This is a genomic window from Chitinophagales bacterium, assembly GCA_020636535.1.
Lineage (GTDB): Bacteria > Bacteroidota > Bacteroidia > Chitinophagales > JADIYW01 > JADJSS01.
On the sequence record JACJXT010000011.1, the window covers coordinates 398,545 to 412,099 of the forward strand.

At 30.1% G+C, this 13,555-nt stretch carries 9 protein-coding genes; 5 read left to right on the top strand and 4 right to left on the bottom strand.

The window, feature by feature from the left end; genetic code table 11:
* Window positions 1-23: 23 nt before the first annotated feature.
* From H6553_02155 to H6553_02170, 4 genes are all read left to right on the top strand, one after another.
* Window positions 24-1,247, top strand: a complete 1,224-nt coding sequence (locus H6553_02155; GenBank protein MCB9032618.1) for a hypothetical protein — start codon at window positions 24-26, stop codon at window positions 1,245-1,247.
* Window positions 1,248-1,323: 76 nt separating this feature from the next.
* Window positions 1,324-4,155 carry a TonB-dependent receptor gene (locus tag H6553_02160; GenBank protein MCB9032619.1) on the top strand — a complete coding sequence of 944 codons (2,832 nt, stop codon included), beginning with the start codon at window positions 1,324-1,326 and terminating at the stop codon, window positions 4,153-4,155.
* 510 nt (window positions 4,156-4,665) lie between these two features.
* Window positions 4,666-6,090 (top strand): hypothetical protein, encoded by a 1,425-nt coding sequence (locus tag H6553_02165; protein MCB9032620.1) that lies wholly within the window; start codon window positions 4,666-4,668, stop codon window positions 6,088-6,090.
* A gap of 29 nt (window positions 6,091-6,119) precedes the next feature.
* Entirely contained in the window at window positions 6,120-7,016 is an 897-nt protein-coding gene (locus tag H6553_02170; protein MCB9032621.1) for an alpha/beta hydrolase, read from the top strand.
* Between the two features lie 117 nt (window positions 7,017-7,133).
* Here the strand turns inward: H6553_02170 and H6553_02175 are convergent, their stop codons facing one another.
* Genes H6553_02175 through H6553_02190 form a run of 4 tightly spaced genes read right to left on the bottom strand, consistent with a single transcriptional unit; the run spans window position 7,134 to window position 11,811 of the window.
* On the bottom strand, window positions 7,134-8,081 hold the full coding sequence (locus H6553_02175) for a glycosyltransferase (protein ID MCB9032622.1): 948 nt from the start codon (window positions 8,079-8,081) through the stop codon (window positions 7,134-7,136).
* 34 nt (window positions 8,082-8,115) lie between these two features.
* Entirely contained in the window at window positions 8,116-8,544 is a 429-nt protein-coding gene (locus H6553_02180) for a hypothetical protein (protein MCB9032623.1), read from the bottom strand.
* The gene (locus tag H6553_02185) at window positions 8,537-9,796 is read right to left on the bottom strand and encodes a dihydroorotase (protein MCB9032624.1); all 1,260 of its coding nucleotides are present in this window, start codon (window positions 9,794-9,796) and stop codon (window positions 8,537-8,539) included. The genes H6553_02180 and H6553_02185 overlap by 8 nt, the downstream gene beginning before the upstream one ends.
* Window positions 9,793-11,811 carry a BatA domain-containing protein gene (locus H6553_02190; GenBank protein ID MCB9032625.1) on the bottom strand — a complete coding sequence of 673 codons (2,019 nt, stop codon included), beginning with the start codon at window positions 11,809-11,811 and terminating at the stop codon, window positions 9,793-9,795. Before H6553_02190 ends, H6553_02185 begins: the two co-directional genes overlap by 4 nt.
* A gap of 398 nt (window positions 11,812-12,209) precedes the next feature.
* Between H6553_02190 and H6553_02195 the strand changes: the two genes are divergently transcribed.
* The gene (locus tag H6553_02195; GenBank protein MCB9032626.1) at window positions 12,210-13,553 is read left to right on the top strand and encodes a polysaccharide biosynthesis C-terminal domain-containing protein; all 1,344 of its coding nucleotides are present in this window, start codon (window positions 12,210-12,212) and stop codon (window positions 13,551-13,553) included.
* Window positions 13,554-13,555: the final 2 nt, after the last annotated feature.

Here is a 13,555-nt window from a genome sequence, read left to right on the forward strand (position 1 = left end):
TTTGTACCAACAAAAAAAACGACATGAAAGTATTTAAACAATTTAGAAAATTATTATTTGCAGCATCTTTAATGGCAATTGCAGGTACAACTGTAATGTCTTGTACTAAAGATGACAACACAGATACTACTACACCAACTTCAGAGTTAGGTGGAAGTATTGGCACAAGAACGCTGTACAGCGATACAGTTTATGTAATTGATAGATTTGCTTATGTAGCAGATGGTGATGTATTAACCATACAAGCTGGTACTATTATTAAAGCCAATACAGGTAGTGGTGCAGCTTCTTCTGCATTAATTATTGCAAGAGGTGGTAAATTAAACGCAATTGGTACTGCAAGTCAGCCAATTATTTTTACTTCTGTAGAAGATGATATTCAACTAGGCGAAACTCAAAGTACACTTAATACAGATAGCAAAGGACTTTGGGGTGGTTTAATCATTTTAGGTAAAGCTCCAATTTCTGCAGGTGATGGCGATACAGAAGCTCAAATTGAAGGTATTCCATCTTCTTATACATTTGGCTTATATGGTGGAAATGTTGCTAATGACAACTCAGGTACTTTAGCATATCTTTCTATCAGATTTACAGGTACTGCTTTAGAGCCAGATAAAGAATTACAAGGTTTAACATTAGGTGGCGTTGGTTCTGGTACTTCTATTAGCAACATCGAAGTTATTTCTAGTGATGATGATGGTATTGAATGTTTTGGTGGTACTGTAAATGTCTCTAACTTATTAGTAGTTTATCAATCTGATGATGGTATAGATTTAGACCAAAATTATGCTGGTACAATTTCAAATGCTTTGGTATTGGTAAACAATGCTTCAGCAGGTAACGATGCTTTAGAAATAGATGGTCCTGAAAATTCAACTTATACAAGCGGTTTATTTACTATACAAAATTCTACTATGGTTAATTTAGGAGATAGTTGTCGTGCTGCTAATTTAAAATCTGGAGCACAAGGAACTATCAATAACTGTGTATTTAAAAACTTTAAAAAGTGGATTAATGTTGATGGTGGAACTGCAACAAATAATTATGTAGCACTTACATTAAAAGTTACCAATTCAGAATTTAACATTTCAACTTTAATTACAGATGCTATTAAAGGTTCTGCTAATGATGCTTTAATTAAAACTGCCTTTACTGCTGCAGGAAATAGCAAAGTTTCAACATTTACTAAAGGTGCAGATGAGTCAGTGTTTAGCTGGACTTGGGCTAAAGCTTTAGGTATATTCTAAATAGATAATTTAAAAGCTGTATGTGCTTAAATAGGCATACAGCTTTTTTATATAATATATTAAACAACACAACACGATGAAAAAAATTTTATTAAACACAGTATTTTCCATTTTAGCAATTGGTTTATTTGCTGCAAATGGAACAATTAAAGGTAACATTTTCGATAACACTGGCGAAGCACTCATTGGTGTTAATGTTACTGTAGAAGGCACTACTATGGGTGCTATTACCGATTTAGATGGAGCTTATTTTATTGATGTTCCAGAAGGTACTTATAATTTAGAAATCTCTTACATCTCTTATGCTACACAAAAAATTCAAGGTGTAGTAGTTAATGCAGATGAAACAAAAGTGCTTCCAGATATTATTATGGAAGAAGAAACACAAACACTTTCAGAAGTAGTAGTACAAGCAAAAGCATTAGAAAATACAGATAATGCACTGACTACGAAACAACAAAATTCAGAAAATTTCATCGATGGCGTTTCTTCTAAAACCATTCAAAAAAATGGTGATGCAAATGTGGCAATTGCTGCTAGAAGAATTCCTGGTGTTTCAATAGAAGGTGGTAAATTTATTGTAGTAAGAGGTCTTGGTGATAGATACTCTAAATCTGTTTTAAATGGAATGGATTTACCTGGTTTAGATCCTGAAAAAAATGCAGTACAACTAGATTTATTTCCTACAAATATTTTAGACAACATTATTGTATACAAAACTTTTACACCAAACTTACCTGGCGATTTTGTTGGTGGATTAGTTGATATTAATACCAAAGATTTTGTAGATAATAAAACTATTGCTATTAATGCAAGTTATAGTTACAATACTATTACACACTTCAAAAAAGATTTTATTTTATACGATGGATACAAAGCAGACTGGTTTGGTTTTGGTAAAAAACAAAGAGAATTGCCTTTTAGTAACGAAGTAAAATTACCAAATCCAAATAACTTAAATATTACTACAGATGAAAAGCAACAAATTTATGATTATGCTGATGCTTTAGACAAAGAATTAGCAGTTAAAAACAAAAATAACTTCTTAAATCAAAGTTATAGTTTTAATTATGGCGATGTAAAAAAGTTTGACAAAGGAAGTATGTTTGGTTATAACTTTATTTTTAACTACAAAGCTAATTTTGATTTTACACCAAATGCACAATATGCAAAAACTAGAGTAGTAGCTAGTGCAGATGATGGTTATGAATATGATATTCAAGAAAAACAAACTGGAGATATTGGTAGCCAAAATGTAATTTGGAATGGATTTTTATCTACTTCATATAAGCATAAAAACAATAGCATTACACTATATGCACTACATACGCAAAGTGCAGAAAAGAAAGCAACGATTAGAAATGTAGAAGATATTTTTAATGTACAAAATATACTAAGTCAAAATTTAGAGTTCTTTCAAAAAATGATTACTAATGTAATGCTAAATGGTAAACATCAAATCAGCGATAAAAATAATATAGACTGGTCTTTGTCTTTTACCAACTCAAAATTTGATGATCCAAATTTATCTTATACCGATTTAGTACTACTAAACAATGATACATTGTTACAAGCTGGTGGTACTGCTGGTGTTAACAAGGTTTTTAGAAGCTTAAAAGAAATCAACCTTAATCCAAAAGTAGATTATCAATATAATTTTAAACAATGGAATGGAGTAGCATCAAAGTTAAAAGTTGGACTAGCAAATGTTTTTAAACAAAGAGAATTTAATACTTATACAGTTATTGTAAAAGCAGATCCATCAACCGATCCAACTTTGGTGGATATTACTGGTGGAGCAAATACTATTCTACAAAATATTTGGAATCCAGCAAACGATACAGGTTACTATGTGTCTGATATTTTGAATAATCCATCAGACCAATATAAATCACAAATTAATACAATGGCAGCTTATGCAATGCTTACGCTTCCATTACACGAAAAAATAAAATTAATTACAGGTTTAAGAGTAGAGTATACTAGAATGCAATATTCTGGAACAGACAGATTAACTTATAAGAAAATAAATAATCAAACAGTATTGAACTCAGTGAAGCCATTGCCATCTGTAAACTTTGTTTTTAATTTAATGAAAGATTTTAATTTAAGAGCATCTTATAATAGAACACTAGCACGACCTTCATTTAAAGAAAAATCACAATTAGTAGTATATGATCCTGTATTAGATCAAAACTTTATTGGTAATTTAGATTTAGTAGAAACAGATATTAATAATGTAGATTTAAGACTAGAATATTTCTTTGGTAAAGGTGATATTGTTTCTATTACTGGTTTTTACAAAAACTTCAAAAATCCAATAGAAGTACAATCGTTCTCATCAGCAGCACCAAACGATTTAACAGCATCTAACAGAGATAAAGCTAATTTGTATGGTATAGAATTTGAATTGAGAAAAAGCTTAGATTTTATCAATCCAAAACTAAGTGGTTTACAATTAGGTGCTAATGTTACTTATATCAAATCGTCTATAGACAGAACTGCTGATGAACAATATAAATACACTAAGTTTAATGAAAGTATTAGTCATAAAAGAGAAATGCAAGGACAATCTCCATACTTAATCAATGCTTTTGTTTCTTATGCACATCCAACATCTGGTACAGAATTAAACCTAAGTTACAATGTAAAAGGCAAATCTATTGCTATAGTTTCTATTGGCGATTATCCTTATATTTATGAAGATCCTTTTCATAACTTAGACTTCAAAATCACACAAAAATTAGGGAAGAAAGATCAATTTAATTTAAGCTTTAAAGCCAATAACTTACTAGGAGATAACAGAAATCTTTACTACGAATTTTTAAATTTAGGAAAAACAAACTATAGAACATTTGAAGAAGGAAGAACTTTCCAACTCGGATTTTCTTGGAGTTTAGCTAATTAATATACAATATACGGTTTATCAAAAACAGGTAACCGTTCATCTGTGTTGTTCCCGTCTTCTTAAAAGACGGGATTTTTTATTTAACCCAAATTACGCACTAAGTACTTTTTATACCATGAGTTGCACACATGGTTACTTAAATTGAAGTATTTCCTAAATAGGAAGTGCGTAGTACTTCAACTTTTGCTTTCTTAGCAGAGTCTCTAAGCGTAGGTGAAAAAGCATAGTAGGACTCTGCGTTACAATTATATTTGGTATAAAGCGTGGCGTAGCTACGCCACGCTTAAAAATAACAATATCAATAGACTTAATTTTTCCCGAAGTTTCGCATATGCGTAATTTGGGTTAAACCATATCAAAGTTCATAATTTTGGAATTGTTTATCTCTCTTAATGTTTCATCGACTAAAAAATCAAAGCCACCTTTATTTTAACTTAATTTTATTGCTTAACCTTTATAATACTCTGATAAATTGCTAACTTCACCAATTCAAAAATAAATCAATACATAATGAATCGTAGCTTTAAAATATTTGTTATTGTTTTTACTATAGTATTAACTGTTTGCCTAGCAAGTTCATGTTCAAAAGACATTGTTGTAACTACAACTGCCAATGCAACAGAGTACAGAGATACTACCATAAATGGAGAGTCAGCCATTGTTATTAAAGATTTAGGTGCAGGAATTGGTAGTATCACATTAACCAGTAATAGAATTTGGGTACTAGATGGAATGGTATATGTCAATTCAGGTCAAGCTTTAACCATTCAAGAAGGCACTATTATAAAAGCACTTACAGGTTCAAATAGTCAAGCTTCTGCTTTAGTTGTAGCCAAAGGAGCAGTTGTTATTGCAAATGCTTCTGCACAAAAACCTATTATTTTTACTTCTATACAAGATGACTTAACTATGGCAGAAGTAGCAAATGGCGACTTTGTAGGTTCTTTAACAGAAAACGATAATCAGCTTTGGGGTGGTTTAATTATTATGGGAGACGCAGCTATTAATACTACCACTTCAGACCAACTAGATGCAATTACTACAGATGCTAGAAATACATTTGGTGGCACTGATGACAATGATTATAGTGGTGTTTTAAATTATGTATCTATTAGACATACAGGAGCAATTGATAATTTAGCCGCACTTACACTAGCAGGAGTTGGTCGTAATACAGCTATTGAACATATAGAAGTAATTGCTTCAAAATATAATGGTATAGATTTTATAGGTGGAAATGCAAGAACAAAGTATGTGTTAAGTGCTCTGGCAAACCAAAATAGTATTTATTGCACTGATGGATATAATGGCTTAAATCAGTTTTGGATGACACTGTCTTCTAGCCAAACACAACAAGCAATTCTTGTAGAAAGCACTACTACAGGAGTTACTGTTACACCACAAACAATTCCAGTAATTGCCAATGCCACTATTAAAGGAAACAATACCAATACAATTGCTACAGTACAAAAAAACGGAGCAATAAAACTATATAATAGTGTAGTGTATAATTTTGCAAATCCTATTGCTTTTGAATTTAATGAAAGTTTAGTAAATAGTACTTATAATAGATACAAAGCTGGAGATATTATTTACAAAGACAATATATTTTATAATATTATTAACTCAACAACTGACACTAGTAATTTCGTAGTAACTACTTTTATATCTAATGTAACGAACATAGATTCGTTGAATCAGTTTAAAGTAAATCTATATAACGATTTTACTACAAACAATAATACAGTAGAAGATCCATTGATAACCAACGAAGTACCACAAGCATCGTCGCCAGCCAATACAGCTCCGAATCTAAATAATATTAGTACTTTTTTCGATGCACTAATTACTTACAAAGGAGCATTTAAAACTGGTGAAAATAAATGGACTAAAGATTGGACATTGGCTTCGCAACTAGGAGTACTACCAGATTAACCATGCACATACTTTATAGAATATTATTAGTGCTAACGGCAATTATTTTATTGGTAGATATTGCTTTTGTACGAAACGATATTCCAGTAGAAACGATTAAACAACAATTTACATCAAGTAATAGTCAATATATTAATATAGATGGACTAAATGTTAGATATATTATTGAAGGAAATGGTACACCAATTGTTTTAATTCACGGAACAGGTGCTTCTTTAGAAACTTGGAATGATTGGACAAAAACACTAGTAAAAGATAGTTTTCAAGTGATTCGTTTAGATATTCCTGGATTTGGTGTTACTGGACCAAGAAATGACAGAAATTATTCCATTGAAAATTATATACAAGTACTCAATGATTTTCTAGTACAACTAAATATAGATTCTTTTGCTTTAGCAGGAAATTCTTTAGGTGGAGAAATTGCTTGGCAATATGCAGTAGCTTATCCAAATAAAGTAACCAAGTTAATTTTATTAGATCCAGCAGGTTTTTATAATGATAAAGCTAAAGGTTCATTAGTATTTAAATTAGCAAAGTACAAATGGTTTGCCAATATAATAAGTCGATTTGATACCAAGCCACTCGTAAAGAAAACACTACAAGATGTTTACTATGATGATGCTAAAATTCAAGACTCAACAATTCTACGATATCAAGCAATGAGTATGCGAACAGGCAACCGACAAGCATTTATTGATAGAGTGAGTAATATTGACAGAGCAAAGCATTCTAATATAATGGACTTACAAATACCAACTTTACTAGAATGGGGAACAGAAGATGAGTTGCTACATATTAGTTTAGCAGATTCGTTTACAGTAAATAAAAAGGTGCAATTATTAAAGTACGATAAAGTAGGTCATTCGCCACAAGAAGAAATTCCACTACAATCAGTACAAGATGCTATACAGTTTATAAAGTATTAATTCTACCTGTTGTGCATTTGGGCGTCATTCCAAAAAATTCCATAGTATAACGGAGAAATTTACTATAAGTTTGTCTTGATACTAATTAGCATTCAAAACAGCTTTATACTTGATTGATTACTCTACTCTTATTTTCTCGCTGATGTTGTAGTAGTTTCTATCTGAACCATTTCTTGAGATGAGTTCACCAAGAAATCCTGCTACAAATAATTGTGTACCTATAATTACAGTTAATATACCTAAATAAAATATAGGTCTGTCTGTCATGCCTACTTTACTGTAAAATGTTTTAGTAATCGTTAGATATAATAAAATAGCAAATCCAAGTAAAAAAGAGAGTGTGCCTAATGTTCCAAATAAATGCATTGGTCTTTTGCCAAATCGTCCTACAAAAGTAATACTCAATAAATCTAAAAATCCATTGACGAATCTTTCTATACCAAATTTAGTAGTACCATATTTTCTTTTTTGATGTTGTACTACTTTCTCTGTAATTTTTGGATAACCAGACCATTTTGCAATAACAGGAATATAACGATGCATTTCGCCATATACTTCAATGTTTTTTACTACTACTTTTTGATACGCTTTGAGTCCGCAGTTAAAATCGTGTAAATTATCAATTCCAGAGATTTTTCTCGTAGCAAAATTAAATAGTTTTGAAGGTAGATTTTTAGTCAATTTATTGTCAAATCTTTTTTGTTTCCAACCAGATACAATGTGATAATCACCTTCTTTTATCATTTTATATAAGTCTGGAATTTCATCAGGACTGTCTTGTAAATCTGCGTCCATGGTAATAACAACATCGCCTTTGCTTGCTTTAAAGCCAACTTGTAATGCAGCAGATTTTCCATAATTGCGTTGAAAACGAATACCTTTTATATTGGCATTGCTTTTAGATAATTCTTTAATTACTTTCCAAGAATCGTCAGTACTGCCATCGTCAATAGCTAAAATTTCGTAAGTAAAATTATTGGCTTGCATTACTTTGTGAATCCATGGAAATAATTCTGGCAACGACTCTGCTTCATTTAATAATGGTATGACTACTGAAATATCCAACAACAATTTTTTTACAAATATAGTAGATAATATATTAACTCTTCTTAAAGAAAATTGCTAGAATTGCAGAAATCATTAATCCTAATCCACTGTATAAAAATAACATAGCACCAAACTGACCTTCTGGAATGCCATTTTGTTTTGTAATAGTAAAATAAATCCTATAAAAAGTAAATACAAATATTGCTAGTATTAAATTCGTCATCCAGCCACCTAAAAATGCTTGCATAAAACTTAGCTTATTGCCTTGTATTTGTCTACTTAAAAATTGTGTCATTGCAATAGCTACTATCATGGCTGCTATTTGAAACACTTGTGCATGAAATGGTGTATACTCTAAACCTTTTCGATTTGCCATGATAAATGTTCCTGCAAATAATAAACAAGCTACTAAAGCGGCTAAAAGCGTAATAGATATTCCTGCTAAAAATCCGTTAGCACCTTGTTGTTGTTCATCACTCATTAATAAATATTTGATTTTTATTAAAAACAGCTTTTACTTTTCCTTTTAGCTTTTTTCCTATGTATGGTGAGTTGTTTGATTTACTCTTAAAAATAGTAGGTACTGTCCATTCCTCATCAATACTAAAAATTGATAAATTAGATATGCTATTGTTATTTATACTAAACTCTTTATTAATAATTTTATATGGTTGATAAGACAATGCATCTATAATTCTTTCCAGTGGAATATCTGTATAAGTATTTAATAAACTAAAACAAGTTTCTAAAGCAATCATTCCGTATTGAGCATATTCAAACTCTGTTGCTTTGGCTTCTGTATCTAAAGGCGTGTGTTGTGTAGCAATGGCATCTATGGTACCATCTTTTACTGCTTTAAGTAATGCTTTTTGGTCTTTTTCTGAACGCAGTGGAGGAAATACTTTATAGTTGGCTTGATAATTTGCCACAGCATTTTCATTATCTATTAAGTGATGTACAAATACAGAACACGAAATATTTAGACCATCTTTCTTTGCTTTTGCAATTAAATCAACCGATTCTTTACAAGAGATTCCTGTAAGATGTAATTTACTGTCTGTATATTTTAGTAGTGCAATTGCTTTTTCAACAGCCATATATTCTGCAATATTTGGAATACCTTTTAAACCCATTTTTACTGCTAATGCACTTTCATTTATGCAAGCATCATTCGTTAAATTATGTATATAAGGTAAATCTATAATTAAACCATTAAATGATTTAACATATTGCAATGCTCTTAAAAAAACACCTTCATCATTAATACTATTTGGAATATCTGCAAACGCAATGGCACCAGCTTTATGCATATCTATCATTTCGGTTGGTGTTTTACCATCAAAATTTTGAGTAATAGCACCAATTGGCAAAATAGTAGTTGCTGTATTTTTTGATTGGTTGATGATATATTCTATCTGCGATTTGTTTTGTGTAATAGGTACATTGTTGGCAATAGCACACAGCGTAGTAAAACCACCAAACGAAGCTGCTTTGCTAATACTTTCGGTGTCTTCTCTGTGTTCATTTCCAGGATCGCCGAGTTGTGTATATAAGTCGCAGAAGCCTACACTTGCGTAGCTGTGATTAAAATTAATTGTTTTGGTTTTTTTGTCTGATTGGATTGTAGGAGCAATGTCTGTAATAATACCATTATCAATGAGAATATCTCTTTTTTTAAGATGATGTTTTGATTGTGCGTCAATTATTTGTACTTGTTGTAAGCAATATTTCATTTTAAAAACCGAATTAAGAGTGCTTCTACAATTAATGCTACTAAACACAAAAGTAATGCAATTTTCCAAAGTATGGTACCTTCTTTTATTTGTTTTACTTTGGCAGATAAATTGGCTATGCTATTGTTTAATATTACAGCATTGTCTTTAGTGTATAAATTTTTTAATTCTTTAGTTGTCGTAAAACTTAGATTAGATTCTTGTCGGTTGTAATTAAAACTAATTTCGTTAATGGTTTGGTCGTTTCGTTTTACTTTATAAAAACCATCAATAGGTATGTCTTGATTAATGCCAAGATAAACGGTATTGCCTACCATTCTATTTTCTGGTATAAATTCGTAGTCTTGATTTTGTAGTACAATGCTTTGGTCTTGATTGCTTGCATTGTCTTTTATAGCTATTAAATTATCGCTTCCAATGGTATAGTATAAAGGATTAATTTGTTTTTTATATATTCCACAATTATAAACTATTGGTGGATATATTGCTTTTGTAGCTATATTGCTAAAGTTGACATTGTTTGGAGTTGCTTGCCAGTAGAGCAATCCGTTGGCAACTTCAAATTTTGTAAATAATGGCGACTGAACATTAGTAATTAAAATTGGTTTTTCTGGAACAGTACTGTTTTTTCCTTGACGATACATTTGAGTTATCGTAGGTAAATCAATGTTTTTTGGTATGATGTCGAACACACCTTTAAAAATATCTTCATTTAAATTAAGCTGTGTTACCTTGCCATTTACATTTACCAAATTGCTTATTATTGCAATTCCATTATTAGAGAAAAAATTATTATATGAATTCAAATTTATATTTTCTGAAGGAATAACCAATACATTGCCACCATTTTCTAAATATTCTTTTATAGCATTTGATAAACCAGAACTTATATCATTGAGCTGATTTAAAATAATGAGTCCATATTGATTAAAAGAAGAGTAGTCAATTTTTCCATTATTAGTTGTTGTTAGTTGAAAGTAATTATCGTTGCTAAAAATACTGGTGATGTTGCTTGGCGTTGAACCCGATTCTATATTCAATACTTTTTCGCTTGATTGAATATTAAAGTTGAAATAAAAATTATCATCAAATGAGATTGGATAATCTTTAAAACTAATAACACCACTTTGCATTCCAGATTTTGTAATATTGATATTAAACGAATCTATGGTAAAATTTTGTGGCTCAATTTCAATTTCATCTACAGCTTTTACTTGGTTGTTAATTTTAATACTTACACTCAATTTATCGACTTTGCTATTGCCAGAGTTTTTAAATCGCACTAGTAACTTATTCGTACTATTGGTAGTAAACACAGGATTTTCAAACCAACAAGAATCTACAAATACATTTTTTTCATTTCCTGTTGGTAGTGGTAGCAAGTAAGTGGTAAAGCTAGTATCTTTTAAATTGTTAGTAATATATTTTTGAAAATCTGATATGATAAATGCCAACTTATTTTTATTACCTACGCCTTGAAATAATGCAGCTTGTTTTTGATTGATTTCTGATATGTTTTTATTTTGATTGACCAACTCAACTTTATCTACAGCATCAATAAAATCTTCTTTAGTCATCCATTTTTGCGTTTGAATATCATTGGTATTTGTTAACAAACAAAATTGGTCGGTATTGTTAAAATCATTTACTAATTCTATTGCTTTTTGTTTTGCCATAGTTAAATTGTCAGTAGTACCTTCTTTCAATCCCATAGAATATGAATTATCTATGTACACTGACAATGCATTGCCATTTTCATTTTGTTTATTGTCTTTTTTCCCTAGAAAAGGTTGAGCAAATGCTAAAACCAAAAAAAACAAGGCCAATAATCTACTAGCCAATATGAGTCGCTTTTTAAGTTGCTCTACTGTAGATTTTTCTTCTTGTACTTCTTTAAGAGTCCGAATATCTGAAAAATATACTTTCTTGTATTTTCTGAAATAAAATAAGTGAATAATAATGGGAATAGCCAATACGACCAAAGCAATAAGAAATGCTGGAAATACAAAATGCATAGCACAAATATAAGTAATTAAGCGTTTGGTGAGATGCAAATAAAAGTAAAGAAGGTTTTATTATTTAACTCTTTGTGTTTTACAAATTTATTGAAAGCATTTTGGTTGATATACCTAATTAGTAGGAAATGAAAATGATTAATAGACCTCTTTCATAATTTACACACTTTAAAGCAACGCATTCTAAAAGAGACGATGCGAAAATATTTTATACTAATAATAAAACTGTCTAAACTTATCGCAGCGTCCTCTTACGAGAGACTTCTGCTATGAAGTAAAAGAAAAAAACAAGAAAATTTATACCTAAAATCTTTTATAAAAGAGATCTAATTTAGTAAAAGTAGATGAACGAATAAGATTGAGTTAAATCAAGACAAAATATTTACTTTTGTTATTGAATGAATTTTGAAGCACTTAAATCTAAATTAACGACTGCTCTTAAAGACAAAAATTTTGGTTTTGTGCTAAAAGGTAGTATTTCTACAGTAATAACATTAGGTACGGTCCAAGCACTACGGTTTATTTCTGGTGTAGTTATTGGTCGGTTTTATGGTGCAGAAGCTTCAGGAAAGCTAACATTAGTCATTACTGTAATGGCAATATTAACTATAATTGGCAACTTTGGAATTAAAGATGCACTACAGAAATTAATTCCAGAATCTAATGTAAAACACAACCAAGCAACCACTACAAAATATTATTTATTGGGTTTAAAAAATATTTTTCTTATTTGGTTTGTTGTTGGTAGTATTTTTTGGTTTTTAGCACCAGTATTATGTAAAGCATGGAATGCACCAGAGTTATTGTCTTTTTTTAGAATAAGTATCTTATTTGTGCTGCCAACTATTTTAGGCGATTATAACTATTTTAGTTTAAGAGCTGCTTTAAAAATAAATACTGCTAATATTTCAATATTAATACCAAGTGTTATTAGAATTGTTATATTGATTGTAGTTACAATATATTTCTTTAATATAGATAATCCAATTTACCTGCATTGGGCAACATTAAGTATTTTACCATTCTTATTTTCCATTTATCCAATATATAAAAACTTCTTTAAATCAGATAGAATAGTAGAGCATACTTATATTCCAAAGAGTGCAGAAATTTATCGTTTGGCAATTCCTATGTTACTAACTTATTCTGCTTTTATGATAAATAATTATGCAGATGTATTTATGCTTAAGTTTTATAATGTAAGTACTGCTGCTGTTGGTGTATATAAAACAGCCAATAATATTTCTATGCTAACAGCAACGCTACTTGTTGCTTTAAACACTACAGTGCAACCTAAAATTACACAGTTGTACTATCAATCAGAATTAGATGAAGTTAGAAAAGTAAGTCAGAAATCAACTAAATTAATTTTTTGGTTGTCTTTGCCTATAACACTATTGCTAATTTTTATAGCAAAACCTATTATGAGTATTTATGGAAAAGAGTTTATGATTGGAGCATTTAGTTTAGCTGTTTTAAGTATTGGACAGTTATTTAATACTGCTTGTGGACCAGTTGCACAGTTATTAAATGGTATTGGTTTTCATAAACAATTTACAATAATTTCTATTATTGGAGCGATTATAAATATAGTTATCAACTTAATACTTATTCCTTTGTATGGAATAAATGGTGCTGCAATTGCTAGTACTATTAGTATTTTTTCTTGGAATATAATTGGTTCGTTTTTTATAAAAAAGAAATTAGGTTTTTATATTGCATTTATACCTTTTAAAAAATAAGT

Excerpts from the sequence above, each read along its gene's own strand:
- H6553_02155 (MCB9032618.1), top strand. The coding sequence starts at position 24 with ATGAAAGTATTTAAACAATTTAGAAAATTATTATTTGCAGCATCTTTA.
- H6553_02160 (MCB9032619.1), top strand. The coding sequence starts at position 1,324 with ATGAAAAAAATTTTATTAAACACAGTATTTTCCATTTTAGCAATTGGT.
- H6553_02165 (MCB9032620.1), top strand. The coding sequence starts at position 4,666 with ATGAATCGTAGCTTTAAAATATTTGTTATTGTTTTTACTATAGTATTA.
- H6553_02180 (MCB9032623.1), bottom strand. The coding sequence starts at position 8,544 with ATGAGTGATGAACAACAACAAGGTGCTAACGGATTTTTAGCAGGAATA.
- H6553_02185 (MCB9032624.1), bottom strand. The coding sequence starts at position 9,796 with ATGAAATATTGCTTACAACAAGTACAAATAATTGACGCACAATCAAAA.
- H6553_02190 (MCB9032625.1), bottom strand. The coding sequence starts at position 11,811 with ATGCATTTTGTATTTCCAGCATTTCTTATTGCTTTGGTCGTATTGGCT.
- H6553_02195 (MCB9032626.1), top strand. The coding sequence starts at position 12,210 with ATGAATTTTGAAGCACTTAAATCTAAATTAACGACTGCTCTTAAAGAC.